The sequence below is a fragment of the Cupriavidus sp. H18C2 genome (genome assembly GCF_049393795.1).
Lineage (GTDB): Bacteria > Pseudomonadota > Gammaproteobacteria > Burkholderiales > Burkholderiaceae > Cupriavidus > Cupriavidus pauculus_C.
In genome coordinates this window covers 196,245-217,505 of sequence record NZ_CP186012.1, presented here as the reverse complement: position 1 = coordinate 217,505, position 21,261 = coordinate 196,245, and the positions used below count along the sequence as shown (strand labels likewise).

General features: G+C 62.8%; 18 protein-coding genes and 1 pseudogene. 17 read left to right on the top strand and 2 right to left on the bottom strand.

The genetic code is table 11. The features are described from left to right. Positions 1-2 precede the first annotated feature (2 nt). From EPAKOI_RS26335 to EPAKOI_RS26295, 9 genes are all read left to right on the top strand, one after another. Positions 3-809, top strand: coding sequence for an aspartate dehydrogenase (locus EPAKOI_RS26335; protein ID WP_215530781.1), 807 nt, complete (start codon positions 3-5; stop codon positions 807-809). 15 nt (positions 810-824) lie between these two features. Beyond that, positions 825-2,303, top strand: coding sequence for an aldehyde dehydrogenase (locus tag EPAKOI_RS26330; protein WP_423194626.1), 1,479 nt, complete (start codon positions 825-827; stop codon positions 2,301-2,303). Position 2,304: 1 nt separating this feature from the next. After that, positions 2,305-3,270, top strand: coding sequence for a VOC family protein (locus tag EPAKOI_RS26325; protein ID WP_124686933.1), 966 nt, complete (start codon positions 2,305-2,307; stop codon positions 3,268-3,270). A 42-nt stretch (positions 3,271-3,312) separates the two neighbouring features. Beyond that, positions 3,313-4,269, top strand: a complete 957-nt coding sequence (locus EPAKOI_RS26320) for a PDR/VanB family oxidoreductase (protein WP_423194625.1) — start codon at positions 3,313-3,315, stop codon at positions 4,267-4,269. Between the two features lie 157 nt (positions 4,270-4,426). Beyond that, the gene (locus tag EPAKOI_RS26315; protein WP_423194786.1) at positions 4,427-5,860 is read left to right on the top strand and encodes an MFS transporter; all 1,434 of its coding nucleotides are present in this window, start codon (positions 4,427-4,429) and stop codon (positions 5,858-5,860) included. A gap of 327 nt (positions 5,861-6,187) precedes the next feature. Continuing rightward, positions 6,188-7,006, top strand: a complete 819-nt coding sequence (locus tag EPAKOI_RS26310; RefSeq protein ID WP_423194624.1) for an IclR family transcriptional regulator — start codon at positions 6,188-6,190, stop codon at positions 7,004-7,006. Positions 7,007-7,154: 148 nt separating this feature from the next. After that, entirely contained in the window at positions 7,155-8,096 is a 942-nt protein-coding gene (locus tag EPAKOI_RS26305; RefSeq protein ID WP_423194623.1) for a tripartite tricarboxylate transporter substrate binding protein, read from the top strand. A gap of 129 nt (positions 8,097-8,225) precedes the next feature. Beyond that, positions 8,226-8,666 carry a (2Fe-2S)-binding protein gene (locus tag EPAKOI_RS26300; protein ID WP_423194622.1) on the top strand — a complete coding sequence of 147 codons (441 nt, stop codon included), beginning with the start codon at positions 8,226-8,228 and terminating at the stop codon, positions 8,664-8,666. After that, positions 8,650-10,833 carry a molybdopterin cofactor-binding domain-containing protein gene (locus tag EPAKOI_RS26295; protein ID WP_423194621.1) on the top strand — a complete coding sequence of 728 codons (2,184 nt, stop codon included), beginning with the start codon at positions 8,650-8,652 and terminating at the stop codon, positions 10,831-10,833. The genes EPAKOI_RS26300 and EPAKOI_RS26295 overlap by 17 nt, the downstream gene beginning before the upstream one ends. A 62-nt stretch (positions 10,834-10,895) precedes the next feature. Here the strand turns inward: EPAKOI_RS26295 and EPAKOI_RS26290 are convergent, their stop codons facing one another. Further along, a complete protein-coding gene (locus EPAKOI_RS26290) occupies positions 10,896-11,543 on the bottom strand; it encodes an IclR family transcriptional regulator (RefSeq protein ID WP_423194620.1) in 648 nt (215 codons plus the stop codon). A gap of 19 nt (positions 11,544-11,562) precedes the next feature. On the opposite strand from EPAKOI_RS26290, the pseudogene EPAKOI_RS26285 reads away from it, so the two are divergent. From EPAKOI_RS26285 to EPAKOI_RS26265, 5 genes and pseudogenes are all read left to right on the top strand, one after another. Then, a pseudogene (locus EPAKOI_RS26285) lies at positions 11,563-11,862 on the top strand (FAD-dependent monooxygenase); the annotation flags it as partial. Positions 11,863-13,875: 2,013 nt separating this feature from the next. Continuing rightward, entirely contained in the window at positions 13,876-14,229 is a 354-nt protein-coding gene (locus EPAKOI_RS26280; RefSeq protein WP_423194619.1) for a hypothetical protein, read from the top strand. A 1-nt stretch (position 14,230) separates the two neighbouring features. Then, positions 14,231-15,496 carry a hypothetical protein gene (locus EPAKOI_RS26275; RefSeq protein WP_423194618.1) on the top strand — a complete coding sequence of 422 codons (1,266 nt, stop codon included), beginning with the start codon at positions 14,231-14,233 and terminating at the stop codon, positions 15,494-15,496. 34 nt (positions 15,497-15,530) lie between these two features. After that, positions 15,531-16,319 (top strand): hypothetical protein, encoded by a 789-nt coding sequence (locus EPAKOI_RS26270; RefSeq protein ID WP_423194617.1) that lies wholly within the window; start codon positions 15,531-15,533, stop codon positions 16,317-16,319. Further along, on the top strand, positions 16,316-16,510 hold the full coding sequence (locus EPAKOI_RS26265; RefSeq protein ID WP_423194616.1) for a hypothetical protein: 195 nt from the start codon (positions 16,316-16,318) through the stop codon (positions 16,508-16,510). Before EPAKOI_RS26270 ends, EPAKOI_RS26265 begins: the two co-directional genes overlap by 4 nt. A 25-nt stretch (positions 16,511-16,535) precedes the next feature. Here the strand turns inward: EPAKOI_RS26265 and EPAKOI_RS26260 are convergent, their stop codons facing one another. Further along, positions 16,536-17,924, bottom strand: a complete 1,389-nt coding sequence (locus EPAKOI_RS26260) for a protein kinase domain-containing protein (RefSeq protein ID WP_423194615.1) — start codon at positions 17,922-17,924, stop codon at positions 16,536-16,538. Between the two features lie 260 nt (positions 17,925-18,184). Between EPAKOI_RS26260 and EPAKOI_RS26255 the strand changes: the two genes are divergently transcribed. The 3 genes from EPAKOI_RS26255 (at position 18,185) to EPAKOI_RS26245 (ending at position 21,084) form a co-directional block, all read left to right on the top strand. Then, on the top strand, positions 18,185-19,414 hold the full coding sequence (locus tag EPAKOI_RS26255) for a DUF5623 domain-containing protein (protein ID WP_423194614.1): 1,230 nt from the start codon (positions 18,185-18,187) through the stop codon (positions 19,412-19,414). Positions 19,415-19,502: 88 nt separating this feature from the next. Beyond that, on the top strand, positions 19,503-19,871 hold the full coding sequence (locus tag EPAKOI_RS26250) for a hypothetical protein (RefSeq protein ID WP_423194613.1): 369 nt from the start codon (positions 19,503-19,505) through the stop codon (positions 19,869-19,871). A gap of 295 nt (positions 19,872-20,166) precedes the next feature. After that, positions 20,167-21,084, top strand: a complete 918-nt coding sequence (locus EPAKOI_RS26245) for a hypothetical protein (protein WP_423194612.1) — start codon at positions 20,167-20,169, stop codon at positions 21,082-21,084. The last annotated feature ends 177 nt before the right edge of the window (positions 21,085-21,261 follow it).

The following is a 21,261-nucleotide window of genomic DNA, read 5'->3' as shown; positions in this document are numbered from 1 at the left end:
CCATGCTGCATGTGTCGATGGTGGGTTGCGGTGCGATTGGCCGCGGCGTGCTGGAACTGCTGAAGTCCGATCCGGATGTCGCGTTCGACGTGGTCATCGTGCCGGAAGGCGGGATGGACGAGGCGCGCGGCGCGCTGTCGACGCTGGCGCCCAACGTGCGCGTGGCGACGCGGCTGGCCGACGGTGACCAGCGCCCCGACCTGCTGGTCGAATGCGCGGGCCACCAGGCGCTGGAGGAACACGTGGTACCGGCCCTGGAGCGCGGCATTCCGTGCCTGGTCGTGTCGGTGGGCGCGCTTTCGGAGCCCGGGATGGCCGAACGCCTGGAGGCCGCGGCACGCCGTGGCAACACGCAGGTGCAGCTGCTGTCCGGTGCCATCGGCGCCATCGATGCCCTGGCGGCTGCCCGCGTGGGCGGGCTGGACGAGGTCATCTACACGGGCCGCAAGCCGGCGCGCGCATGGACCGGCACGCCGGCCGAGCAGCTGTTCGACCTCGATGCGCTGACCGAGCCGACCGTGATCTTCGAAGGCACGGCGCGCGATGCGGCACGGCTCTATCCCAAGAACGCCAATGTGGCGGCCACCGTGTCGCTGGCCGGACTGGGGCTGGACCGCACGTCGGTCAAGCTGCTGGCCGATCCGTCGGCGGTGGAGAACGTCCACCACGTGGAAGCACGCGGCGCATTCGGCGGCTTCGAGCTGACCATGCGCGGCAAGCCGCTGGCGGCCAACCCCAAGACGTCCGCGCTGACCGTGTTCAGTGTGGTGCGCGCCCTCGGCAACCGCGCGCACGCGGTGTCGATCTGAAGCGAGTAATACCCCATGACGACGCAACAAGTCCTTCCCATCCTGATTGCCGGCGAGTGGCGCCCGGGCGGCGGCGACCGCTACGCCACGCGCTACCCCGCCACTGGCGAGGTGGTGGCCGAACTGAACGCGGCCAGCCTGGCCGATGTCGAGGAGGCCATCCAGGGCGCGCATCAGGCCTTCCGTGTCAGCGGATGGGCCCAACGCAAGCCGCACGAGCGCGCCGCCGTGCTCCACCGTGTGGCCGCGCTGATCCGCGCCAAGTCCGAATCATTGGCCCAGAGCCAGCGGCTGGACAACGGCAAGCCGATCAGCGAAACCCGCGCGCTGGTGGCCAGCGCTGCGGCGACCTTCCAGTTCTTTGCCGCCGCACTGGAAACGCTGGAAGAGCAGATCACGCCGCAACGCGGCGATTGCCTGACGATGAGTGTCTACGAGCCGATGGGCGTGGTGGCGGCCATCACGCCGTGGAACTCGCCAATTGCCAGCGAGGCACAGAAGATGGCGCCCGCTTTGGCCGCCGGCAACGCTGTCATCGTCAAGCCGGCCGAGGTAACGCCGCTGATGGCGCTGGAACTGGCCGCCATCTGCGAAGAGGCCGGTGTGCCGCGTGGCCTGATCAGCGTGCTGCCGGGCAAGGGCTCGGTCATTGGCGACGCCATCACCAAGCACCCGCTGGTGAAGCGCGTGTCGTTCACCGGTGGCACCACTACCGGCAAGCACATTGCGCATATCGCGGCCGACAAGATGATGCCGGTGTCGCTGGAACTGGGCGGCAAGTCGCCGACGATGGTGCTCGACGATGCCGACCTGGACCACGCGGTGAACGGCGTGCTGTACGGCATCTTCAGTTCGTCGGGCGAATCGTGCATTGCCGGCTCGCGCCTGTTCGTGGCGCGCTCGCAGTACGAGCCATTCATCGACCGACTGGCTGCTGCGGCGGCGAAGTTGCGAGTGGGCGATCCGGCCGACGAACGCACCCAGATGGGGCCGCTGATCACCGACCGGCACCGCGACAGCATCGAATCGTACGTGGCGGTAGGCGTGGCAGACGGCGGCCAGCTGCGCACGGGCGGTATCCGCCCGGACGTGCCCGGCCTGCCCAATGGCTACTTCTATACGCCGACCATCATCGAAGGGCTCGACAACCACGCACGCATCTGCCAGGAGGAAATCTTCGGGCCGGTGCTGGTGGCGATGCCGTTCGACGACGAGGACGACCTGATCGAGCAGGCCAACGACAGCGTCTATGCGCTGGCGGCCGGCATCTGGACGCGCGACTACAAGCGTGCGTGGCGGGTGGCACGGTCCGTGCAAGCCGGTAACGTCTGGATCAACACCTACAAGCAGTTCTCGATCGCGACGCCGTTCGGCGGCTGGCGCGACAGCGGCCTGGGCCGCGAGAAGGGACGACTTGGCATCCTGCAGTACATGGAACAGAAGAGCGTGTACTGGGGCTTGAACGAACAACCGCTGCCGTGGGCCGGAGACTGAAATGAAAGTATTGGGAATTGACGAAATCGTCTACGGCGCCGACGACTTCGACGCATGCCGTGGCTTCTTCGGCGACTGGGGCCTGGCCATCAAGCGCGACGACGCGCAGGGCCTGGACTTCGAGACGCTGAACGGCTGCCGCGTGCTGGTGCGCAAGATCGCCGACGCGGCGCTGGCGGCGGCGATCGAGGACGGCCCGACGCTGCGCGAAGTGGTGTGGGGCGTGGACAACGAGGCATCGCTGGCCGCCATCCGCGACCGTATCGGCAACGAGCCGACGTTCGTGTCGCTGCAGGATGGGGCACGCATCGGCTGCACCGACCCGAACGGCCTGGCAGTGCGCTTCCAGGTATCGCGTAAGCATGACGTGCTGGTGGAGTGCGCGCGCATGAACACGTGGAACGACAAGCCGCGCATGAACGAGCGGAGCCCGATCTACGAGCGCGCGATCCCCATCGAAGTGGGGCACGTGGTGTTCTTCGTGAAGGATGTGAAGGCCACCGAGCGCTTCTACATGGAGAAGTTCGGCTTCGTGCAATCGGACAACTACCCGGGCCGTGGCGCGTTCCTGCGCTGCGCGGCCGAGGGCGGTCACCACGACCTGTTCCTGCTGCAGCTGCCGCATGGCAAGGCCGGACTCAACCACGTGGCGTTCACGGTGCGCGATATCCACGAGGTGTTTGGCGGCGGCATGCACATGTCGCGCACGGGCTGGGATACGCAGCTCGGGCCGGGCCGGCATCCGATCTCGTCGGCGTACTTCTGGTACTTCAAGAATCCGGCCGGCGGCCTGATCGAGTACTACGCCGACGAAGACCAGCTCGATGCCCACTGGGAGCCGCGCGAATTCGAGCCGGGCCCGACCACGTTCGCCGAATGGGCGATCGAAGGCGGCATCGACGGCAACACTCGCCGGCAGAAGAACGCCGGCGGCCCGGAAGGCAAGTTCCTGACGGAAAAGCGTTAAGTGTCTGGAAGACTGGAAGTCTCGAAGTAGAAGGAAGCCCCCATGAGTGCGAGCCAATCTTTAACCCTGCGCGTGCAGGCCATGCGCTTCGAGGCGCGTGGCGTTGTCAGCGTCGAACTGCGCGATCCCGAAGGCACGCCGCTGCCGGCATTCGCGCCGGGCGCGCATATCGACCTGCATCTGGCCAACGGCCTGGTGCGCAGCTATTCGCTGTGCGGCGCGCCCGAACAGCGCGACCGCTACACCGTTGGTGTGCTCAACGACCGCAACAGCCGTGGCGGCTCGCGTTTCGTGCACGAGCAGTTGCGCGTCGGCACCACGCTGACGGTGGCGGTGCCGCGCAACCATTTCGCGCTGGACGAGGATGCCGCACACACGGTGCTGGTCGCCGGCGGCATCGGCGTGACGCCGATCGTGTGCATGGCGCGGCGCCTGGCCGAGCGCGGCCGCTCGTTCACGCTGCTGTATTGCGCACGCTCGCGTGCGGAGGCGGCGTTCGTCGAGCAGCTGTCGGCCTATGGCGACGCCGTGCGCTTTCACTTCGACGACGAGGCCGGCGTGCCGCCGGACCTGAAGGCGATGCTGGCGGGGCAGGACGCCACCACGCACTTCTATTGCTGCGGCCCCGGCCCGATGCTCAACGCCTTCGAGGCGGCCTGCGAAGCGCACGGCTACCCGAACGTGCATATCGAGCGCTTCGCGGCCGACCCGGCCACCGAAGCGGTGCAGGAGGGCGAGTACAGCGTCCAGCTGCAGCGCTCCGGCAAGACCGTGCGCGTGCCGTCCGGCAAGTCGCTGCTCGACGCTTTGCTGGAATCCGGCGTGGCCGTGGAGTACAGCTGCCGCGAAGGCGTGTGCGGTTCGTGCGAGACAGCGGTGGTCGAAGGTTGTCCCGATCACCGCGACAGCGTGCTTAGCAACAGCGAGCGCGAATCGAACCAGACGATGATGGTCTGCGTATCCGGTTGCAAGGGCCAGCGCCTGGTGCTGGACCTTTGACGGACCCCGCCGTGCCGTGACAGGCGCGGCAACGAAGACTGCCCGCCGCCATGGCAGAGCCGCACGTTCAGGGACGAAGCGGCCACGCGGGTGACTGCCCTACACGATTCCGGAAGAGATACCCGTGTTGATTCAGAGACAAGACGCAGCGCCCTCGATGCAGGGCGCGCAGGCGGGCACCGTAGCCTACGGCGGCGCAGCGGCCGAAGAGGCCGCCACCCCATCCCAGACCCAGGCGGCCACGCCGGTGACACGCGGGCAGATCGTCGCCCGTATCGAGCGCATGCCCGGCAACATGATGCATGTGCGGGCACGGCTGCTGATCGGGCTGGCCACGTTTTTCGATGGCTTCGACGTGATCGCCATTGCCGCCACGCTGCCGCTGCTGATCGGCAAGTGGTCGCTGTCGCCGGGCCAGATCGGCTTGCTGATCGCCGCCCCGTCGGTGGGGCAACTGGTGGGTGCGCTGCTGTTTCCGGCGCTGGCCGAACGGTTTGGCCGCCTGCGGTCGATTGGCTGGAGCGCGGGCATCATCGGCCTGATGAGCCTGGCGTGCGGCTTCGCGCCGTCGTTCGAGATCTTCCTGTTGCTGCGCATCGTGCAGGGCCTTGGGCTTGGCGGCGAACTGCCGGTGGCGGCCACCTATATCAACGAGGTGACGCGCGCCCACGGCCGGGGCCGGTTCGTGCTGCTGTACGAGATCGTGTTCCCCATCGGGCTGATGGTCTCGAATGCGATGGGTGCCGTGCTGGTGCCGCGCTATGGCTGGGAAGTGATGTATTTCCTGGGCGGCGCGCCGCTGGTGCTGTTCTTCGTGCTGCGCCGCGTGATTCCGGAGTCGCCGCGCTGGCTGGCCGAGAAGGGCCGCCTGGCGGAAGCCGACGACGCGCTGCGCCAGTTCGAGGCGCGTGCGAAGCAGCCGCTGGCACCGGTTGGCGATGCATCGAGGTTCGACGCGATGGGCAAGCATCCGCGCCGCCGGGTGCGCGACCTGGTAGGCAAGGCGTATCGGGGCCGCACGCTGGCCGTATGGATGCTGTGGGCCACCTGCGGCTTTATCCAGTACGGGCTGTCCACATGGCTGCCCACCGTCTACAAGACCGTCTACCACGCGCCGCTGCAACTGGCGCTGAACCTGGCGGCGGGTGCCTCGGTACTGGGCGTGGTCGGGTCGCTGGTCTGTGCGCTGGTGGTGGACAAGGTTGGCCGCAAGCCGGTCATCAATGTCTCGTTCGTATTGTGGGCGGCGTCGCTGATCCTGGCGGGCGTGTTCCACGCATCGTCGGTCTATGTGGTGGCCACGTTCTGCGCGCTGGCGATGGGCTTCCTGGCCTGCGGATTCATCACGGCCTACGTCTATACGCCGGAACTCTACCCGACCAGCGTGCGGGCGATGGGGTGCGGGCTCGGCGGCGCGTGGCTCAAGGTGTCGGCAATCTTTGCCCCGGGCATCATCGCCTCCACCATCGGCACCGGCAACCTGAGCACCGCCTTCCTCGGGCTGGCGGTGGTGCCGCTGCTGGCTGCCGTCACCGTGTTCTTCCTCGGTATCGAAACCAAGGGCCAGGTCCTGGAAGAGCTGGAAATCTGAAGAAAATCGCGCCTGGCCTCCAGGCGCCGACCTGCCTGTCGTCGTTTGCCCTGCTGCCGACTTTCCCGGCGTGCAGGGCTTTTTCGCTCTTTTGGTGCTGTTTAAAGGGCCTGCCGCGTCCCGTCAGGGTTTTCCTTAAGTTGAGTCATCAACACAGAAGTCCTACAGTGTAGTTGTCCCTATTGTGGATCGTAGTTTTATATATGGAACGATTCTGCTAGTGTTTGGAAATGGCCATGTACCTTGGGGTGCATGGGGCAGCGCGAAGCGTGTTATATCGACCCGTTGCTGTTCATTGGCAAACCGAACGTCAAGCAGAGAGAGACCATGAGTAAAGCCGCTCCCACGGAGGAGACGCAGGACAAGTACATCGTGCCGGGTCTGGAGCGCGGGCTCAGGCTGCTGGGCGAGTTCAGCAGCAAAGACCGCACGCTGTCGGCGGCGGAACTGGCGCGGCGGCTGCAGGTGCCGCGTTCGACGGTGTTCCGGCTGCTGGCCACCCTGGAAATGATGGGGTTCGTGGAGCGCACGGACGGCGGGCGGGAGTTTCGCCTGGGGATGGCGGTGCTGCGGCTCGGTTTCGACTACCCGGCCTCGCTGGAGCTGACCGAACTGGGCCGGCCGCTGCTGGACCGGCTGCGTGACGAGATTCACTACCCGTGCAATCTCGTGGTGCGCGATGGCCGGTCCATCGTGTACGTGGCCAAGTCGGTGGCAGCCCGGCCGTTCACGAGTACGGTCAATGTCGGTACGCGCCTGCCGGCGCATGCCACGGTGCTGGGCCGCGTGCTGCTGGAAGACCTGGCGCTGTCGGAGCTGCGCGAGCTGTATCCGGAGTCGCGGCTAGAAGTGTTCTCGGAGAGCACGCCGCGCACGGTGGAAGAGTTGTACGAGATGGTGCAGCGTGACCGCCAGCGCGGCTACGTGCTGCACGAAGGGTTCTTCGAGGCGAGTATCTCGACCATTGCCGCGCCGGTGCGGGATCGTACCCGGCGCGTGGTGGCCGCACTCGGCGCGACGATTCCGGCGGCACGGATCGATCCGGCGCTGCTGGAACCGATGGTGGAAAGGGTGCGGGAGGCGGCAGCCGAGCTATCGCGCCTGCTGGATTACCGGCCCATGCCGGAAGGCATGGTGGCCAGCTAATGACAACACGACGGTAGCGATCGTCACGATCGAAGGGACAGGCAGGAAGAGCATGCAGCAACGCAGCCAGACCGCGAATCAGAAGGCGAATCAGAGGGCGAAGGCTTGGCAGCGGCCCCGGCGGTGGCTGGGCGCAGCGGTGGCGGCGATGGCAGCCGTCGCCGTGGCCGGCACGGCGCATGCCGGCTCCTGCGCGAGCGTGCGGATCGTCGTGCCGTTTCCGGCCGGCGGTGCGGCCGACCAGCTGGCCCGCACGCTTTCCATGGGGCTGCAGCAGCGCCAGGGCACGTCCATCGTCGTCGACAACAAGCCCGGCGCCAACGGCAATATCGGTATCGATGCGGTGAGGCGCGCGGCTGGCGATGGCTGCACCTGGCTGGTGGTGCCGGCCGGCAACCTGACCATCAATCCCACGCTGTTTCCGGCGCTTTCCTATAACGTGGCGCGTGATTTCCGCCCGGTGTCCCTGCTGGCCAGTTCTCCCAACGTGCTGGCCGTGCATCCGTCGGTCAAGGCGCGCACCGTGCCGGAACTGGTTGCGCTGGCGAAGCTGGCGGACCAGGCCGGAAAGCCGCTGGGCTATGCCAGCCCCGGCGTCGGCAGCGGCCTGCATCTGGCGGGCGAACTGTTTCACCACAAGGCAGGGGCGAACATGCTGCACGTGCCGTACAAGGGCACGACGCAGGCCGTCAACGACGTGGTGGGCGGCCAGGTGCCCATGCTGTTCGGCACGTGGCCCACGCTGGCGCCGTTCGTGCAGTCCGGGGCCTTGCGTGCGATTGCGGTGACGCAGTCGAAGCGCTCGCCGGCCGCGCCCGATGTGCGGTCGCTGGCAGAGCAGGGCATGCCCGGTATCGATGTGAGTTCGTGGTACGCGCTGCTGCTGCCATCGGCCACGCCCAGGCCGCTGGCCGATGCGCTTGCCGTCGACGTCCAGACACTGTTCGCCACGCCGGCGATCCGCAGCGATCTGCAGCGCCAGGGCCTGGAGCCCGTGGCGAGCACGCCAGAAGCACTGGCCACGCGTATTCGCGATGAAACCGCGTCGTGGGCCACGCTGATCCGCACCTACCACATCACGCCGGACTAGCGGCACCATCCGGGCGCCCAGGCGGCGCCATCCCATCCGATTTTCGAGTCGTACCGGCCGCACCGCGCGCAGTGCGCGGTGGCCTGCGGCCGTCTTTTCTCGCACTGGCGAGGACAAAGCGAGGCAATCATGGACTTTGTGTTGAACGGGAAGGCGACGCACTTCGGTGGCGACGGCGATACGCCGCTGCTGTGGGTGATACGCGACGACGCCGGGATGACCGGCACCAAGTACGGCTGCGGCATCGGCGCATGCGGGGCATGCACCGTCCACGTCGACGGGCAGGCGCAGCGGTCGTGCGTGACGCCGGTGTCCAGCGTGGCGGGGCGCAGCGTCACCACGATCGAAGGCCTGTCGCCCGACCGATCGTCGAAGGTGCAGCAGGCGTGGATCGCCAAGGATGTGCCGCAATGCGGCTACTGCCAGTCGGGCATGGTGATGGCGGTCAGCGCGCTGCTCAAGCAGAACCCGCACCCCACCGACAAGGAAATCGACGCGGCCGTGACCAACCTGTGCCGCTGCGCCACCTATCACCGCATCCGGGAGGCCATCCATGCCGCAGCAAAGTGAGATCCTGGCGAGCCCCGCGCGGCGCGGCTTCCTCAAGGGCAGTGCGGCGCTGGCGGGCGCTTTGTGCATCCCGCTGCCGGCGCTGGCCAGCCGCACCGTCGACAGCGGCCCCCACGGCACCCACGAGATAACCGACTGGATCTGGATCGAGCCGAACGGCAAGATCACGCTCGGCCTGTCGCAGTGCGAGTGCGGGCAGGGGGTCTACACCGGCATGCCGCAGGTCCTTGCAGACGAACTCGACGCGGACTGGCAGAACATCACCGTGACGTTCGTCACCGGGCGCGATGCCTACCGCACGGGGGCGGCGTATGAAGAGCCGCAGCAGTTCGTCGGCGCGTCGATGTCGGCCACGCTGTTCTACCAGCGCCTGCGCATTGCCGGCGCGCAGGCGCGCGAAGTGCTGATGATGACGGCGGCAAAGCGGCTGCAGGTACGGCCCGGGCAGTGTCATACCGACAAGGGCCGCGTGTATCACGGCGCCACCGGGCGCTCGTTCTCCTATGGCGAACTGGCCCTGGAAGCAGCGAAGCTGCCGCTGAATCCGACGCCGCGCCTCAAGAACGAGGCGGCGCACCAGCTGATCGGCAAGGACCTGCTGCGCCTCGATACGCCGGCCAAGGTCGACGGTTCGGCCGAGTTCGGCATCGACGTCAGAGTGCCGGACATGCTGTACGGGGCCCTGAAGATGCCGCCCACCGTGACCGGCAAGGTCACCGGCATCCGCAATGCCGACGCGGTCCAGGCGATGCCTGGCGTCAAGGCCGTGGTGCGGGCCCCCGACGCGGCAATTGTCGTCGCGACAAGCTACTGGCTGGCAAAGAAGGGCGCCGACGCGCTGGAGCTCGATATCGATCCGGGCGCGGCGAAAGACCTGGACAGCGACAACATCATGGCCGCACGCCAGGCTGCGCTCGGTGCGCCGGAGGCGGTTGTCGCCACCCGGCTCGGCGATGCCGACGCGGCACTGTCTGCGGGCGGGCGGATCGTGGAGGCCGACTACCACACGCCGTACATCGTGCACGCGACGATGGAGTCGGTGAACGCCACGGTGCATGTGCGCGACGATGCGATCGAGGTCTGGGGGCCGATCCAGGGCCAGGATTTCGTGCGCAACGCACTAGGCAAGCTGTATAGCCGCAAGCCGGAGACCGTGATCGTTCACACGACATTCCTGGGCGGCAGCTTCGGGCGCAAGTTCCTGCCGGATTTCGTGATCCATGCCGCGCGCGCCTCGGCCGCGGTCGGCAAGCCGGTCAAGGTGATCCGCTCGCGCGAGGACGATATCCGGCACGGCTTCTATCGCCCCGGCGTCTCGGGCCGCTTCCGCGCCGTACTGGACGACAAGGGCATGCCGGTGGCCATGCACGCGCGCCTGACGGGGCAGTCGCTCTACGGCGTCATCAAGGCCGATCGCATGGCGAAGAATGGCGGCTGGGACGAAACGATGCTCGAAGCCATCTACGACTGCGTCTACCGCGTGCCGAACCTCAAGGTCGACATGATCGACGTGAAGCAGCCGATTCCGGTCAGCTTCATGCGCAGCGTGGGTTCGACATCGAGCATTTTCATGCTGGAGAGCTTCGTCAACGAGATGGCCGATGCGGCAGGCATGGATCCGTACCGCTACCGGCGTGTATTGCTGGCCCACAATCCCCTGGCGCTGCGCACGCTCGATGCGGCGGCAAAGGCTGCCAACTGGGATCGCAAGCCCCAGGCCAACGTCACGCGCGCCTTCACGTTCAATCTCTACACGGGGCGCGGGGAGGCATTCCAGACCTACGTGGCGATGGCGCTGGAGCTGCAGCGCGCGGGCAAGTCATTCAGCGTGAAGCGGGTGGTGTGCGCGGTGGAGTGCGGCAGGGCGATCAATCCGAACCTGATCCGCGCGAACATCGAGGGCGGCATCGGCTTTGCATTGACGAATACGCTCAATAGCGAGATCACGTTCAAGGGCGGCGTGGTGCAGCAGAGCAATTTCCACGACTATCCGTTGTTGCGCCTGGCCGAAATGCCGAAGATCGAGGTAGTGATCGTCGATAGCGACCGTCCGCCGCAGGGCTGCGGCGAGGTGTCGCTTGGGCCAGTGGCGCCTGCCGTGGCGCATGCGCTGTACAAGGCAACGCGGTCACGACGCCGGTCGATGCCGATGAAGCTGGAAGCCTGAGGGTTGGCGTCCGGGTGAGGGGCGGCGCGACGGTGCGCCGCCTTTTGCTTTGGATTGCCAGGCTACGGCTGGCGATACCCGAGCAACGCCGACAGGTCCCTGGCGGCGGCCTTGACCTCTTTCTCGGTGCGTTCGCGCAACGTGCCATCGGCTTCGAAGCGCTGCTGCGGACCTGCCACGCTGGTCGCCGCGATGACATTGGCTGAGGCATCGCAGACCGGCGCCGCGCAGGAATCGATGCCGGGTTCGAAGGCGGAGAAGCTCCATGCGCAGCCGCGTTCGAGATCGGCCGCCAGGATGTCGGCCAGCCGCGCGTGCGTGGCGGGACTCTGCTTCGTGACAGTCGGCAGCGGGTCGCCGCCCAGCAGTGCCCGGAGTTCGTCCGGAGAACGATGGGCCAGCGGCATGCGGCCCTGCGTGGTCAGGTGCGCGGGCACGCGGCTGCCGACCTGGATATTGCTCACCAGGCCCGTGTTGGGCATGTCGCGCAACAGGTAAAGCACGTCGCCGCCATCGGGCACCGCCAGATAGGCCGACAGCTGCAGCGACCCGCTGAGCTGCGCGAGCACGCGGCGCGCGAAGGTCGTCAGGTCGTTGGCAGCCAGCACGCGCGATGCCATCTTCAGGAAGGCGAATCCGACCGTATCGCCGCCCTGCGGCAGGCGCTCGACCATGCCTTCGTGTTCGAGCGTGTCGAGCAGCCGAATCACGGTAACCCGATTGACATCGGATCTGCGCGCCGCCTATGCCGGATTCCATCCCGATGCGCGCGCGCTGCTCGACGTCTGCGACGACGTGCTGATCTCCGCGCTGTACGTGCGCGACCCGTTGCCCGCGTGGTCGGCCGGGCAAATCACGCTGATGGGCGACGCCTGCCATCCGATGATGCCGTTCATGGCGCAAGGCGTCGGCATGGCGATCGAAGACGGCGTGGTGCTGGCACGCTGCCTGGCCGACGCAGGCGCCGACGACATCCCGGCGGCACTGGCCCGCTACCAGGCCGCGCGCCACGAACGTACCAGCCGCATCCCCTTTCCGCTGAACCGCGGCCGCGAGATCTTCGTGTTTGCCACCGTCGCGCAGGAAAGCTGGCGCAACGAGTCATGGACTACGCCGGGCCGCGTCGAGGATGGTCGGGCGATGACGGGGAACGGGCTCAGTTCAGCGGCACGTTTCAGGCGTCGTAATCGTACACCCAGTCTGCGTTACCGCCGGCCTTGAGCCATTCGTTGCCGCGCGATCCGATCTGGAGATAAACGACCAGGTCCTACACGTGCTCAGGTGACAAGCATGGGCGGGTCACCGACAACATCAACCAGGAGTTTCTTGTGACCATTGTGTCCTTGCTCGCCGGCGTCGTAACGGCTGCCTTGCCGACCCTCAGCTCCGCCATCGGCGGAATCATCTTGCTTGGCGTCAACCCATACCTGATAGCGCGGTCTGTCCGGCGAGGATGTGTCGATTTTGACCAGGCCCGCTTGGTCACCGCGGTCTCAGTCGCCGGCTTTGTGGTCGCGCCAATTTTGCTTGATATGTTCCGTAGTGGCGCTTACATCGCGGGCGGCCGCCGCGGCCGTCGTTCTGCCGCTGGCATTTTTGCTAGGCGCCAACGCCGACTGATGCGCCTTTCAACTTGGCCGCGGGTCCGTGGCCCACCACTTAAAGAGTTCGCGTCGCTTTTGCCAACGGAACGGGGGAGGGCGGATGGTGGAAAGTTGATTGGGAGTGCTTTAAATCAGCCTCGTACAAATTTATATACTGAACATCGAGTTGCGGAGTGGCGGCAATCCGCCGGATATTCCGGCGAAGCGTAAGATCCCGGCCGTCTGCGCAATGGCAGGCGTCACTGTGCCGTGTCTCGATTTTCTCGCATACATCCGGCGTTCAGCGGCCGTGTTTGGATAGTCTGTCGCGCAGTAGGGCAGCGCAGGAGAGGTCGAGGTTGTCCAGTTTTCTGGTCGCAAAGGTCAGCTTGACACGGAAGCTCGCGGCTTCTCGAGAGGCTTTCGTCGAACAAGCCGCGCAATGCCACGTGTTGTTTCAAAACCACTCGAAATTTCCGTTTAAATTCAGATGCTTAAAGGGGGAGGCGATCACACACCCACCTTTTGTGATCAATAAAGCATTTGTGATGCGGTATCGTGATCGCATCACAAGCGCTTGGGTGGGCTTGTGATTCTTGACTAAACGATCGAGAGGGTCCGGACTGTCCGGGTAGAGGGTGAGAGCTCTACCTGGGATCCGGTTTTTAAACGCTGCCAAATTGAGATTGGACCGCATGGTAGAGATGACGCTTTTGATTACGGCGGCCACGCTGCTGGTAATCGCAATTCGCCAACTGCTCACGCGATAAGGCGACAGCCTGGGCGGGCACGCCCGGGCGGCAATCGGCTCGCTCAAATATCGTAGCACGTCGCACGAATAGCTTTTCCAGTGCCTCGCGATGTCGCTCAATCCATAAACCGGAAAGTCACCTCCCCTCTGATTTACGGTTCTTGATAAGAAAGATTATCAAGAACGGTAAAAACAAGTTACTAGCATAACGATAGTTATGTAAGCAGCTTTCAGTGTTTTAAATATTGCGCATAAGACACAAAAAAGGGATTACAGGCGAGTGTCCTGCGGGACCGGCGGGGGCGTTCCAGCCTCTCGCTATGACCGTTGCCAAATCGTTCCATCGCGCACCCCAGCTTGTGGCGGTCAGAGCACGCGGGTGGCGGTCAACATTTCGCTGACGCCGACCTACTGAGCTATGTAGCATACGTACGTACAAATTTATTATGGGACTAAGGTATGTACGTAGGTCCGGCAGACGTAAATTCGCCTCGTGGGCGATGGAAGCTGAAGAAGGTGCTCGCCAACACGGGGAGGGCAGGGTGGAGCGCAGCCGAAGGCGTGTTTGACGGCGAGCCCAGGCTCGGATTGCGCTGGAACGGCGCTGACAATGAATCCGGTCCAGGCAACCCTCAGTCGCGAGGACACGCGACGTGGTTTTTGGTGCCCCACGCATTGGAACGTGTTTTGCGAACCGAGCTCGAGCGCATGGCCAACGTTGATCGGCCGATATGTGAACTCACGCGTCCCGATGGATATCAGTATGGTGCGTGGCGCATCGAGTTGACGCTGCCGCCAATTGCCATCGAGCGGGGTCTAGGCGAACTGCCGTTCGATCTGCCCAAGCTCGAGCACCGTATGTGTCATCCGGAACGCGAGTATTTCCGCGCTGGATTCAATGGGTTCATTGGCCAGTGCGTGAAAGGCAAGTGGTTTGGCGATGTCTACACCAACGGCATCGCGGAGGACGACAACCCTGTCACACCCGAAGCGGTGAAGGATGCCTTCCGCCAGGCCTTGTGGGTGGCATTGGCAAGCGCACTGGCGCAGCCCGGGGCGTGACATGCTGGCCACGGAACTCTATCTCGATCGGTTCCCCTTATTGTTTGAGGAATTTTGCGCTGTGGTCGGGCCTGAGTCTTGGCTGCGACCGCACCGCAATCTGCTTTCCCACACGAAGCGAAATCAGTGGTTGCGAGCGCATCATCACGAACAGAATCAGGTAGTCTTCGACCTCGCAGAGTGCAGCGCCATCAGGGAGAAATACGGAGTGCTGCCGACCGAGACCTTGCGGGGCGCCCGTTTACACGCGGGGATGACGTTCGCTGCGCAGACGCTTTCGCTGCACAATTCGCTCGAAGGGAAGAATCGAACGGCTTTTCTTGGTAGATTGCGAGGCGCGTTCAAAAATAGCCGGGATATGAGTGGTCTGCGCCTGGAACTCTCGGTCGCAACGCATTTTCTCCGACGCGGCTGTAGTCTGATTTGGCCGGAGTTTTCAGATCAGAATTCTGGTAAGCCGTCTTTTGATCTGCTTGTGGAAGACCTGGGTACGGATGGGCTCGAAATCGAATGTAAGTCCGTGTCGAACGATAAGGGCCGGAGAATCGATGGCGAGACTGTTGCCGAGCTTGCATTGCTCGTGAAGCAGCAGATGTCGTTCGCAAACGATTTGACGCAAGGCCTCGCAGTCGTCGTGACAGTCCTTGATCGCCTGCCGAGGCACGCTACCGAACTGAAGGCGCTATTGAAAGCAATAACGCGCCAAGTCATGACGGGAGAGTCCGGTGTTCTCGACGATGGCACGCGCGTAGATCTGCGTGATTTCGACGGGAGCGTAGCCGCGCAGTTGGATGAGCGCGATCCCGCGTTGCGACAGGTTCTCGAAGCGGTCACCCAAACCACGAATGTACCGACACTCGTGATTGGCAAACGCGGCCGCGGCGCGCTGGTGGTGGCGTTCCAGAGCGCCAGGCGCGACACGTTCCTCAATGAGGTGTTCGATACGGTGGCAGACGCGGCTAAGCGGCAGCTGAGCGGAAGGCGGGCCGGCCTCGTGGTCGTCGGCCTTGAAGCTATTGATGCCGCCGCGCTCAAATCGTTGGCCCAGCATGACCATGCGGCAAGCAATGATCCTTCAGCGCTGCGTCTCTATGTCAGTCGGTTGCTGAATCGGTCCGACCTGTCGCACCTCGTTGGGGCATCGTTTGGCAGCAAGGGCAACCTGATTGACGGCAACCAGGTTTTGACGACCGACGGCAGCTCCTACAACTTCTTCAAGAAAGAAAGCCCGTTGTGGCATCCCGCCATCGAAAGCGCGTTTAGTTAGCGCGCTTGGCAAGGACTAACAGCGGTCAACCGATATGGCGCTACCTACCACGGAATACTTCGAAACCGAGCTTCGCGCGGCTTATGACGTCCTGTGCGCCTCACAGCTGGCTACGACACATTTGAGCGGCACGTTTCGCTGGGATGGCACTGAAGTCGAAGCCGATGATCAAGTCGAGTTTGACGGTCGAACCATCGAGGGTCGCGAGTGCGCTCAGCTGCTCATGATTTTCAGTGATTCCCGCGTGCATGAACAAGCCGACAGAAGGTACGGTCCAGATGACAGTCCGCCGGGTACCTACTACACCACGGTGAACCCTGGCATCGTGCATGAAGGCCACAAAAATCGAGTCGGGATCTACGTGGAAGAAGACGGGCCTTCCCTCTACATAGAGGATGCCGCTGATGAAGAAGCGGTCGCGGACCCCGTCGAGCTAGGTGCTGTGCACGTGGACCACTTTTTTCTTAGGGAGCAGGCTCCGGTTGGTCTGGGGCCGTTGGCGTTTGCATTGAGCGCTATGGTCGCCCATCGAATGGGCTATCGGCACATTTCCCTGATCGCTGGCGGCGGTGTTGGGCATGACCCGCGTATGATTGGATACAAGTTCTGGCCCAAGGTCGGCTTCGACGCCGAACTGGAACCGGGCGAGACGGATGCAGCACCTCACCTTGCAATGTGTCGTACCGTCCAGGATGTTAGAGCAATGGATGAAGCGTGGTGGGAAGAATACGGATCGCAACGATGGATGGAGTTCGACCTCGCAGCCGGAAGCCCCTCTTGGCGAAAGCTGTTAGACTATCTGCACGGCAAGGAGATGATATGACCCAAGCGCTCAAAACCAACCAATCTAGGGTGACACAAAAGACACCTAAGGTCGTGGTGCGCGCCGTCACGTCTGCAAAGACTGTAGTCGTCACTTCCGCCATGAAGACCAAGCTGAAGGAAGCGGCCAAGACATCGACTCGGCGCAACTTCCCCGAAATGCCTGAGTGGCGGTCGGGCACGACACGGTAAAAAAACGGGCCAACGGCCCGTTTTTTTATTGCCCTTGGCCGAATGCAAACGGGTTGATCTGTTGCGCTGTGGCCGCTGCCGTTGCAGCTGCGGCTCTTTCCTTTAACAGGACAACAGCCTGGCGAACGGCCATCGCCCGACATTGCGCCGGATCGATGTTCTGCATGAATAAATAGGCATACTCCATCATCAGGTCGTGAACGCGCTGGGCAAGCCCAAAGTCGCCTGGCTGCACGCTCACCATCATGTCCCGGCAAGTATCCATAGCTGCGAAACGGTTCTGGCGCTCGGCCGCGATCACGGCGATTCGCAACGCGTCGGCCTTGTCTTCTTCGCCTACGGACGGCGATGCGAAAAGGACCTTGCAGTTGTCGGCAATGGTTTCAGCAAAGGACCATCCATAGCTGCTGTGTTCCGCCATTTCGCGATAGCTGTCCAGGAACAGCGAAAGCACGCCGGGCTGCAATCGGCTGGCCGCAATCGCCTGAAAGACTTCAACTTTGAGGTCGAGGCAAATCGTTTCGCGCTCTTCAGACGGAACAGCGCTAAGCGCTTGAATGAAGGTTCCGATTTCGGCAGGATCGGCCACATGCGATGCCGTCCATTTATCAACAATGCGCTGGTTGAGTTCCAGCGCGCCGGCTTGGCCGCGGTGGCGGTTCAAAATGACGTCGAACGCAGACTGCAGGCTTTGGCGGAGGTCAGCCAGGCTGGCATATCGCCGCGTCTTGTCAGGCGCAGTCGCGCGAGCCAGGATTGCTTGGATGGCTGGATGAATTGGCGTGTCACCGGCGAGAATACTGCGAAACGTCGCGCCAAGCATGAAAACGTCACCACGCGCATCGGCATTCCGAAATCCGCCATTGTCAAGGAATTCAGGAGGAATGTAGCCCGGGGTACCAGCCCACTCCGATTGGCGCGTGAACATGGTCGAAGAATCAAGCTGTGTGCAAAGCCCAAGATCCGATACAACCAAGTTGCCGCCGCCGAGCAGGAAATTCTGCGGTTTGATGTCTCGGTGAAAGATGCCGCGCATATGAAGCTGCTCGATGCAGTCGATCATGCGCATGAAGTACAGCTCCGTCGTATCCGGACGCGACCGAATGAACTCGGCGTGTCTGGAAACATCGCCGTTCTCGAAGTACGGCATGACGAAGTACGGTGGTAAATGCACCAGATTCGCATCGACGATCTGCGCTACGGCGCCATTGCCGGAAAACTCTTGCATGACGCGCACCTCGCGCTGGAAGCGGCGCAACATCTCGTCGTCAACGTGCTTACAGTACTTCAGAACCAGCAGGTTATCGGGATTATGAACGTGGTGCACAAACAGCACCGTCCCCATGCCCCCCGCATTGCTGCACAAACCGCGCACGAAGTACTTCTGGTCAACTACGGACCCGTTCTCAAACATTGTCTGCTCCCATCGAATAAGGCCGTTTGTCGCGCTCGATGCGATATTTGCTTTTGCGATATACTAGCAGGGCGCTACGCAGGCGCATGCTACCCGTCATTGCAAAGCTGGAAACGGCACTGCGGTCATCATGAATTTTCTTTCCATGGCTATCTTTTGGCCCTGGGCTGAGCGGTCGACGGGTGACGCTTTAATCCGGGCTGGAGATCGTCATGAGTCGTCGTACTACCCTTCCGTCTACCATTGCTGGAATAAAGCGCTTGGCCATCGAGATCAAGCGTGAGCAAAGAATTTCCCATAGCTTAGCGTTGGACCTGGCCGCCAAGGAAGCCGGCTTCCAGAACTTCCGCCATGCCTCATCTGGGCTGTCGGCACCCGTGGTCGCCGACACAGATCATACGGCCTACCTCACGGCCTACCTCACGGCCTATTGGGTCAAGCCGCGAGGCGAGTATTTCGAGCGCGGCCGGCTGACTTTGTCAGTCCAGCTGGTCAAGCCGCTCGATCAGACTGTATCTAGGCATCAGCTCATGAGCGCCCGGCACTTAGCCGGCTTCCGCATCGAGGCTCAGGACCATCTTGAGTTCAAGCTCGATATCCCAAGGGAGGAAGAGGGCGCCCGTGAAACTTTGGCCGCTGCGGCGCGGACGTTGCGTTTCATGGCTGCGACGGGACTGCGTCCGGCGACCACCCAGAAGGAACGCTGGCCATTGCTTACACGGTTCGAGACATTGCCCGGCGCCGATCATTATTCCCTGTGGATCGACCGAAACGGTGATTGGATCTATATGGACGAACCATATGAGAAATCAGTGCTTGCCGAACGGCTCGATTGGGCCAAACGCAACGATATGACGATGGTTCGCCCGGCTTGGGAAGGCCTCTACTCGCCGCAACTGACGTTTCCTTTCCTCTTCTGTGATACCGAAACTGTTGCCGCTGGTGTGGCGGATATCGTTGCTCGTTTAAGGACTAGTACTGAAGGCAAGTGGGAAACTGGCAGCTACGACAGTGAGTTTGTCAGTCCCGCGCGTGCCGCATTGGATAGACCTCGTCGCCGGCGTCCGATGCCTGCGGTGTCGGGCGTTGTCCGCAATAGAGCGTTGCCATACGGCGGCGCGGTTGGAGGAAGCCGTTCGCAATGGAGGCCGGCCGTCCCGATGGCTGTCGATGGACACCGTGAGATTGCATCCTTGCTGAGATCGCTGTCGATCTCCGATCTTGAGTATCGCCAAACTATTGCCGTTGGAAAAGTGCGATCAACCCTGGACGATTGGGTTGCGATGGAGCATAAGGCCGGCCTCGGTGCAAGCCTGGATCTCTACTACGGTGGTCCCAATGGGGCGCTTCTTCGGGACGCCAAGTCCAAGTTAGCTGCGGTGCAGCGAGTTCGCGACATTCTGTCTCGGGGGTACGAAGCCTGCAGACCGAAAAAGTTGCTCTTGAACCAACTCGCAAGCGTGGAGGCTGCGCTGCAGAAGGCAAACTAGTTACGAGGGCTTGGGCGGCAATATCGCCGCCCAAGCTGCAATGCAGGTAGCTTTTCGGCATCGACCCGAGAGAAGGAGGAAAACAGAGATGTCCACGTACTACACCACGGCCAATGTATCCACCTGCGACATAGCAGGCGCAGTTGCCGCCGCCGCAATTCACGACCTGACAGTCAATAATTTCACGTTTCCGGGATTTCCACAGATTCTCATAACAGAGTCGGACGACGAGACCTTTAACGTCGAGTTGAGCTTTGAGCGTAGAGGGCAGAGGGCACTGGTGATGCTCACTCTTAAGCGCAAGGAAGCGTTTGCCACCGCCAAGCACTTCACCAAGAATATGGGCTCCAAGCACGACCCCAACATCTTCGAGCGAGTACAGACTGCTCTGGCAGAACTGGAAGGCAGAATTAGCCGTATGGACGGAGCTGCTTTTGATGAACGGGCGGATCAATGAAGAAATACCTCCACATTCGCTGCACCAGCTGCGGTCATCGCGAAACGCTCGAATTCTCAAGCCAAGAGCATTACGAACAACGAAGCAAGCCGGATCCATTGCGGCTTCACGCCGAGCGCCTTCCATATGACCCGGACCGAGTTGCCGCCGAATCCACTCATAAGGCAGAGGGATATACCTGCGTATGTGGGTGGAAATAACTTACTCGTAGAGCCGAGAAGCGGCGGCGGGATTGCCGTATGGCAGCGATGAAGTACGTCTATCCGACCGGCCGACGTTTGTTGATTGATATCCAATGACGATCATTGAACAAGAGAAATTCTGGCTGCATGTCCCGTTTGAGATGTACGGCGGCAACTTGTCCGGCTCAAATGGCGCGTCGCTCGCGCTGCTCGGCCACAGTGCGAAGCTTCATGTGATGCCTGCCCTCGGTGAAAAACCAGAGAACGCGAGGGCGTGGCTCCATTGGCTCATGTTTGACCCGATGACGGAGGCGGAAGCGCAGGCTCTAGTGACGTCACTGCGCGCCCGAATCCCAGCGTTCTCGGTGTTGGTTGCGGCGGGCAATGTGGTGCTCTCACTTCCGACATCGGACATTCAGAAAGCGTCGACGTCGGCTAGTGGCGGCGCGCTCTATGTCGGCCGGGAGATTTGCTTGGGGTTGGCGGATCGCAAGCCTCAGCCAATGTGGATAGAGGGATATGGCTCCACGAGCTACACCGCAGCGCTGCTCGCTTCTATGAATGAGTGTCCGCCGGTTACCGATGATCGAATGTTGGCTGCATTGGAGCTCTGGGCGACGGCTAGTTACGAGAAATTGCCTCGCACGAAGTTCTTGACATACATGACGATACTCGATTCGCTGTCGACACAGGCGAAGCGCGCGGAAGCGATCGTGCATTGGATTGACGCGAAAATTCAGGAAGCACATGTCTTAGATGACCCTGGTATTGTAGGCGCGCTGGGGAACCTGAGGCGTGTGTCCCACAAGGCTGCACTCAAGGCGCTTGTCAGCCGTGCGGCCGATCAGGCGGGACTAACAGCGCCAGACGCCACGGTGAAGATAAAACTAGCCGGTGCGTTGTACGACACGCGGTCGGAGCTTTCCCACAAGGGAGGCGGCGCACGGCTTGACCCGGCAAGTGCACGCGATCTGGCCGCATTTGTCCTGCGTGCGGCGATCACATCGCCCTCGATACTTGAAGCCGAGTAAGAGCTACAGAGCTTCAGGCGCCGGTCGAGAGCGGGCAGGGCATTGCAGCTCGCTTTCACTAGCGGGGGAATAGGTTGGCCAGGGGCGAACGGCATCGACCGCTCTACGGTAGAGGCAAATGGAAATCAATGAGCGATAAGCAATGGCAACTTCTGGGACGCTAAAGGGTTGGGCAAA

Excerpts from the sequence above, each read along its gene's own strand:
- EPAKOI_RS26335 (WP_215530781.1), top strand. The coding sequence starts at position 3 with ATGCTGCATGTGTCGATGGTGGGTTGCGGTGCGATTGGCCGCGGCGTG.
- EPAKOI_RS26330 (WP_423194626.1), top strand. The coding sequence starts at position 825 with ATGACGACGCAACAAGTCCTTCCCATCCTGATTGCCGGCGAGTGGCGC.
- EPAKOI_RS26325 (WP_124686933.1), top strand. The coding sequence starts at position 2,305 with ATGAAAGTATTGGGAATTGACGAAATCGTCTACGGCGCCGACGACTTC.
- EPAKOI_RS26320 (WP_423194625.1), top strand. The coding sequence starts at position 3,313 with ATGAGTGCGAGCCAATCTTTAACCCTGCGCGTGCAGGCCATGCGCTTC.
- EPAKOI_RS26315 (WP_423194786.1), top strand. The coding sequence starts at position 4,427 with ATGCAGGGCGCGCAGGCGGGCACCGTAGCCTACGGCGGCGCAGCGGCC.
- EPAKOI_RS26310 (WP_423194624.1), top strand. The coding sequence starts at position 6,188 with ATGAGTAAAGCCGCTCCCACGGAGGAGACGCAGGACAAGTACATCGTG.
- EPAKOI_RS26305 (WP_423194623.1), top strand. The coding sequence starts at position 7,155 with ATGGCAGCCGTCGCCGTGGCCGGCACGGCGCATGCCGGCTCCTGCGCG.
- EPAKOI_RS26300 (WP_423194622.1), top strand. The coding sequence starts at position 8,226 with ATGGACTTTGTGTTGAACGGGAAGGCGACGCACTTCGGTGGCGACGGC.
- EPAKOI_RS26295 (WP_423194621.1), top strand. The coding sequence starts at position 8,650 with ATGCCGCAGCAAAGTGAGATCCTGGCGAGCCCCGCGCGGCGCGGCTTC.
- EPAKOI_RS26280 (WP_423194619.1), top strand. The coding sequence starts at position 13,876 with ATGGCCAACGTTGATCGGCCGATATGTGAACTCACGCGTCCCGATGGA.
- EPAKOI_RS26275 (WP_423194618.1), top strand. The coding sequence starts at position 14,231 with ATGCTGGCCACGGAACTCTATCTCGATCGGTTCCCCTTATTGTTTGAG.
- EPAKOI_RS26270 (WP_423194617.1), top strand. The coding sequence starts at position 15,531 with ATGGCGCTACCTACCACGGAATACTTCGAAACCGAGCTTCGCGCGGCT.
- EPAKOI_RS26265 (WP_423194616.1), top strand. The coding sequence starts at position 16,316 with ATGACCCAAGCGCTCAAAACCAACCAATCTAGGGTGACACAAAAGACA.
- EPAKOI_RS26260 (WP_423194615.1), bottom strand. The coding sequence starts at position 17,924 with ATGTTTGAGAACGGGTCCGTAGTTGACCAGAAGTACTTCGTGCGCGGT.
- EPAKOI_RS26250 (WP_423194613.1), top strand. The coding sequence starts at position 19,503 with ATGTCCACGTACTACACCACGGCCAATGTATCCACCTGCGACATAGCA.
- EPAKOI_RS26245 (WP_423194612.1), top strand. The coding sequence starts at position 20,167 with ATGACGATCATTGAACAAGAGAAATTCTGGCTGCATGTCCCGTTTGAG.